Source organism: Herbaspirillum lusitanum P6-12 (genome assembly GCF_000256565.1).
GTDB classification, from domain to species: Bacteria; Pseudomonadota; Gammaproteobacteria; order Burkholderiales; family Burkholderiaceae_D; genus Herbaspirillum; species Herbaspirillum lusitanum.
Genome location: NZ_AJHH01000077.1, coordinates 1 through 4712, shown reverse-complemented (window position 1 = coordinate 4712; position 4712 = coordinate 1). Strand labels below are relative to the sequence as shown.

Genomic DNA, 4712 nt, shown 5'->3' with positions numbered 1-4712 from the left:
CCATCGTCGCGATGGTGGGCGACGGCGTCAACGCGCGCGCGTGGCCGGTGGCAATTGCGGTGCTGGTGGTTTCCTGTCCGTGTGCCTTGTCGCTGGCGACGCCGACAGCATTGGCGGCAGCCACCGATCGGCTGCTGCGGCAAGGCATCCTGGCGGTACAGCCGCATGTGCTGGAGACTTTGCATCGCGCCACCCACATCGTGTTCGACAAGACCGGCACGCTGACCGTCGGCAAGCCTGCACTGCAAGACATTCTGCCGCTGGGCGCCTTGTCCGCGGCTGACTGTCTGCGCATTGCCGTCGCCATGGAACGCGCCAGCGCGCATCCGCTGGCGCAGACTATCCTGCAGGCGGCAGCGGACAGGCAACTGCACGATATTCCGGAGGCAGGGACGTTGCGCCATGCCACCGGACAAGGCCTGGAAGCGACCGTTGACGGCGTGCTGTGCCGGCTCGGCAATTTCGCGTTTGTGCATGCATTGATTCCGACTGCATCGAGCATGCCGGCGGCCGATGCCGACGAGCATGCCGAGTCCAGTTATGTGTTCCTGGCGTCGAGCAACGGTTGGCTGGCGCGCTTTGATATTACCGACGCGCTCCGGCCGGAAGCGCAGGCGGTGGTCGCGCATTTCCAGCGGCAAGGAAAAAGCCTGGTGCTGCTCAGCGGCGATCGCCATGAGGTGGCGCAACGCGTGGCCGACCGGCTCGGCATCCCGACCGCGCTCGGCGATTGTCTGCCTGAAAGCAAGCTGTCATTCGTGCGGCGGCTGCAGCAGGGCGGCGCCATCGTCGCGATGGTGGGCGACGGCGTCAACGACGCCGCCGTGCTGCGTGTCGCCGACGTCTCGTTCGCGATGGGTAACGGCGCCGCGCTGGCGCAGACCAGCGCCGATTGCGTGCTGCTGTCGGGACGACTGTCGGCGCTGTGCGAAGCCGATCGCGTCGCCGCAAAGACGCTGGCGGTGATTCGCCAGAACCTGGCCTGGGCCACGCTCTATAACGTGGTGGCGATTCCGGCCGCGGCACTGGGCTGGATCAATCCGTGGCTGTCGGGCGTGGGCATGTCGCTGAGTTCGGTGGTGGTAGTGCTCAACGCGCTGCGCCTGCGCCGGGTCGGAAAGGAGAGTTGAGCATGGAAGCGCTCTACCTGCTGGTGCCGCTCAGCATCGCCGTCGTGTTCGCGGCGATCTGGCTGTTCTTCCGTATGTCCGACGACGGCCAGTTCGATGACCTGGTGAGTCCGGGTTGGCGGATCCTGCAGGATGACGATCGCGCGCCGGCCGATGAAAGTTCGATCGGCGCCAAGGCTTCCATCGACTGATCTCCTGTATTTTGATGCACATCAAGGACAGTCGCGCTCCGTAAAACTACTCTCCCATTGTCAAGGTCGTGCGCGTACAGCAAGCACGAAAAAATTCCGGGAGAGGGTGTGGACAGAGAACTCAATTACAACTACAGGATCGTGAAGCAATTCACGATCGCCACCGTGGTGTGGGGCGTCATCGGCATGCTGGCCGGCGTCTTCATTGCAGCGCAGCTGGCCTGGCCGGCGCTCAACTTCGACATTCCATGGCTGACCTACGGTCGCCTGCGGCCGCTGCACACCAATGCGGTGATCTTCGCGTTCGGCATCTGCGGCTTGTTCGCGACCTCGTATTACGTCGTGCAGCGCACCTGCCAGGTCCGGCTATTCTCGGACAAGCTGGCCGCGTTCACGTTCTGGGGCTGGCAACTGGTGCTGGTCTCGGCTGCGATCACCTTGCCGATGGGCTTCACGCGCGGCAAGGAGTACGCCGAGCTGGAATGGCCCATCGCCTTGCTGATCACCGTGGTCTGGGTGACGTATGCGGTGGTGTTCTTCGGCACGCTGATCAAGCGCAAGGTCAGGCACATCTACGTCGCCAACTGGTTCTTCGGCGCCTACATCATCGCGGTGGCGCTGCTGCACGTCGTCAACGGCGCGGCCATGCCGGTGTCGCTGTGGAAGTCCTACTCGGCCTATGCCGGCGTGCAGGACGCCATGATCCAGTGGTGGTACGGTCATAACGCGGTCGGCTTCATCCTGACCGCCGGTTATCTGGGCATGGTCTATTACTTCATCCCCAAGCAGGCCGAGCGTCCGGTGTATTCGTACCGGCTGTCGATCGTGCACTTCTGGGCGCTGATCTTCACCTACATGTGGGCCGGTCCGCACCACTTGCATTACACCGCGCTGCCGGACTGGACCCAGTCGATCGGCATGGTGTTCTCGCTGATCCTGCTGGCGCCGTCGTGGGGCGGCATGATCAACGGCATCATGACGCTGTCGGGCGCGTGGCACAAACTGCGTTCCGACCCGCTGCTGAAGTTCATGATCGTGTCGCTGTCGTTCTACGGCATGGCGACTTTCGAAGGTCCGATGATGTCGATCAAGACCGTCAACGCCTTGTCGCACTACACCGACTGGGGCATTGCCCACGTCCATTCGGGCGCGCTGGGCTGGGTCGGTTTCATCACCATGGGTTCGATCTATTACCTGATCCCGCGCATGTCCGGCAAGCGCGAGATGTGGAGCGTGCGCCTGGTCGACCTGCATTTCTGGGTGGCCACCATTGGCGTGGTGCTGTATATCGCCTCGATGTGGATTGCCGGCGTGATGCAGGGCCTGATGTGGCGCGCGGTGAATGCCGACGGCACGCTGACCTACACCTTCGCGGAAGGCGTCAAGGCGACCTATCCCTACTACGTGATCCGTTTCACCGGCGGCCTGCTGTACCTGACCGGCATGGTGATGATGGCTTACAACACCTACAGGACCATGCGGGACGGGCAGCCGGTCGAGGCGCGCATCCCTGTATTGACGAATCACGTATCAACCCACGCATGAGCAGGAGCATCGAATGAAATTTTCCCATGAATGGATTGAGAAGAATCCCTGGCTCCTGATCGCGCTGGTGGTGCTGGTGGTCAGCGTCGGCGGGCTGGTGGAGATCGTTCCGCTGTTCTTCCAGCGCTCGACCACCGAGCCGATCGCGGGTCTGAAACCATACTCGCCGCTGCGCCTGGCCGGCCGCGACGTCTACATCCGCGAAGGCTGCTACAACTGCCATTCGCAGATGATCCGGCCGTTCCGGGCCGAGACCGAGCGCTACGGCCATTACTCGGTGGCGGGCGAATTCGTCTACGACCATCCGTTCCAGTGGGGCTCCAAGCGCACCGGTCCGGACCTGGCGCGCGTGGGCGCACGCTACAGCGACGAATGGCATCGCATCCACCTGAACAATCCGCGCGACGTGGTGCCCGAATCCAACATGCCCGGCTACCCGTGGCTGGCGAAAACCAGGCTCGATCCGAACAGCATCGCGCCCAAGATGCGTGCGCTGCATCGCCTGGGCGTGCCGTACACCGACGAAGAGATCAAGGCGGCGCCGGCCGAACTGGCAGACAAGACCGAGGAAGACGCGCTGGTCGCGTACCTGCAGGGCCTCGGTACGCAAATCAAGACAAGAAACTAGGGGAAACACATGGCTATCGACAATTTCACGATCCAGGCCAGCAGCGTGATGACGGTGATCAGTCTGAGCACCTTCATCGGCATCCTGTGGTGGTCGTTCAGCGCGCGCCGCCGCGACGACTTCGCGGAGGCGGAACGGATCCCGTTCGCGGATGAACATCTCGACGATCCCTCCGATCTGTTGAAGGATACCGCGGAGAGCCGCCATGTCTGATTTCACGAGCGAGTTCTGGAACCTCTACATCGCCGGTCTCACCATCATCAGCATCATCGGCTGCGGCGTGCTGCTGTGGTCGCAGTCCAAGGTCAAGGTGGAAAAGAAGCCTGGCCAGGATCCGTCCACCGTTGGCACCACGGGCCACGTCTGGGACGTCGACCTGACCGAGCTCAATACGCCAATGCCGCGCTGGTGGATGTGGCTGTTCTACCTGACCATCGTGTTCGCGCTGGCCTACCTGTTCCTGTATCCGGGGCTGGGCAGCTATGCCGGCAAGCTCGGCTGGAAATCCAGCGAAGCCTATCAGCGCGAGTTGAGCAAGGCCGACGCCGACTACGGTCCATTGTTTGAAAAATACCTGCAGCAGGACATCCGGACGGTTGCCGCCGATCCGCAGGCGCACGTGATCGGCGAACGCCTGTTCCTGACCTATTGCGCGCAATGCCACGGCTCCGACGCGCGCGGCAGCAAGGGCTTTCCCAACCTGACCGACAAGGACTGGCTGTACGGCGGCGATCCGGAAGTGATCAGGACGACCATCCTGCACGGCCGCAACGGCCAGATGCCGTCGATGGCGGCGGCGCTCGGTTCGGACAAGGACGTCGAGAACGTCGCGCACTATGTATTGAGCCTGTCGGATTCGACGCATGATCCGATCAAGGCGGTGTTCGGCAAGTCCAAGTTCGCTGCCTGCATGGCCTGCCACGGTCCGGGCGGCAAGGGTAACCAGGCCCTGGGCGCCCCCAACCTGAGCGACAAGGTCTGGCTGTACGGCGGCGGCGTCGAAACCGTCATGGAAACCATTCGCAAGGGTCGCAACAACACCATGCCGGCGTTCCAGGCGTTCCTCGGCGAAGCCAAGGTGCAGGTGCTGGCGGCCTACGTCTGGAGCCTGTCGAACGCGCCGTCCAACGCCGACCAGAAGTAAGGACGCACGATCATGGATACGCCGCCGGATATTGCCGTCGTCAACATGTACGCCGCCCGCGCGGATATCTATCG

The 4712-nt window shown here is 62.9% G+C and carries 6 protein-coding genes; all 6 read left to right on the top strand.

All coding sequences use genetic code 11. The features are described from left to right. On the top strand, positions 1-1130 hold a 1130-nt coding region (locus HLUSI_RS0102645), incomplete at its 5' end, for a heavy metal translocating P-type ATPase (protein ID WP_016832497.1). Between the two features lie 2 nt (positions 1131-1132). Next, a complete protein-coding gene (ccoS, locus tag HLUSI_RS0102640; protein WP_016832496.1) occupies positions 1133-1321 on the top strand; it encodes a cbb3-type cytochrome oxidase assembly protein CcoS in 189 nt (62 codons plus the stop codon). A gap of 108 nt (positions 1322-1429) precedes the next feature. Continuing rightward, complete coding sequence (gene ccoN, locus HLUSI_RS0102635) at positions 1430-2866, top strand: cytochrome-c oxidase, cbb3-type subunit I (RefSeq protein WP_016832495.1); 1437 nt, start codon at positions 1430-1432, stop codon at positions 2864-2866. A gap of 13 nt (positions 2867-2879) precedes the next feature. Beyond that, a complete protein-coding gene (ccoO, locus tag HLUSI_RS0102630; RefSeq protein ID WP_016832494.1) occupies positions 2880-3494 on the top strand; it encodes a cytochrome-c oxidase, cbb3-type subunit II in 615 nt (204 codons plus the stop codon). Positions 3495-3503: 9 nt separating this feature from the next. Beyond that, positions 3504-3707, top strand: coding sequence for a cbb3-type cytochrome oxidase subunit 3 (locus tag HLUSI_RS0102625; protein WP_016832493.1), 204 nt, complete (start codon positions 3504-3506; stop codon positions 3705-3707). Further along, positions 3700-4638, top strand: coding sequence for a cytochrome-c oxidase, cbb3-type subunit III (gene ccoP / locus HLUSI_RS0102620; protein ID WP_016832492.1), 939 nt, complete (start codon positions 3700-3702; stop codon positions 4636-4638). The genes HLUSI_RS0102625 and ccoP overlap by 8 nt, the downstream gene beginning before the upstream one ends. The last annotated feature ends 74 nt before the right edge of the window (positions 4639-4712 follow it).

Coding starts and splice junctions, on each gene's coding strand:
- ccoS (WP_016832496.1), top strand. CDS start 1,133: ATGGAAGCGCTCTACCTGCTGGTGCCGCTCAGCATCGCCGTCGTGTTC.
- ccoO (WP_016832494.1), top strand. CDS start 2,880: ATGAAATTTTCCCATGAATGGATTGAGAAGAATCCCTGGCTCCTGATC.
- HLUSI_RS0102625 (WP_016832493.1), top strand. CDS start 3,504: ATGGCTATCGACAATTTCACGATCCAGGCCAGCAGCGTGATGACGGTG.
- ccoP (WP_016832492.1), top strand. CDS start 3,700: ATGTCTGATTTCACGAGCGAGTTCTGGAACCTCTACATCGCCGGTCTC.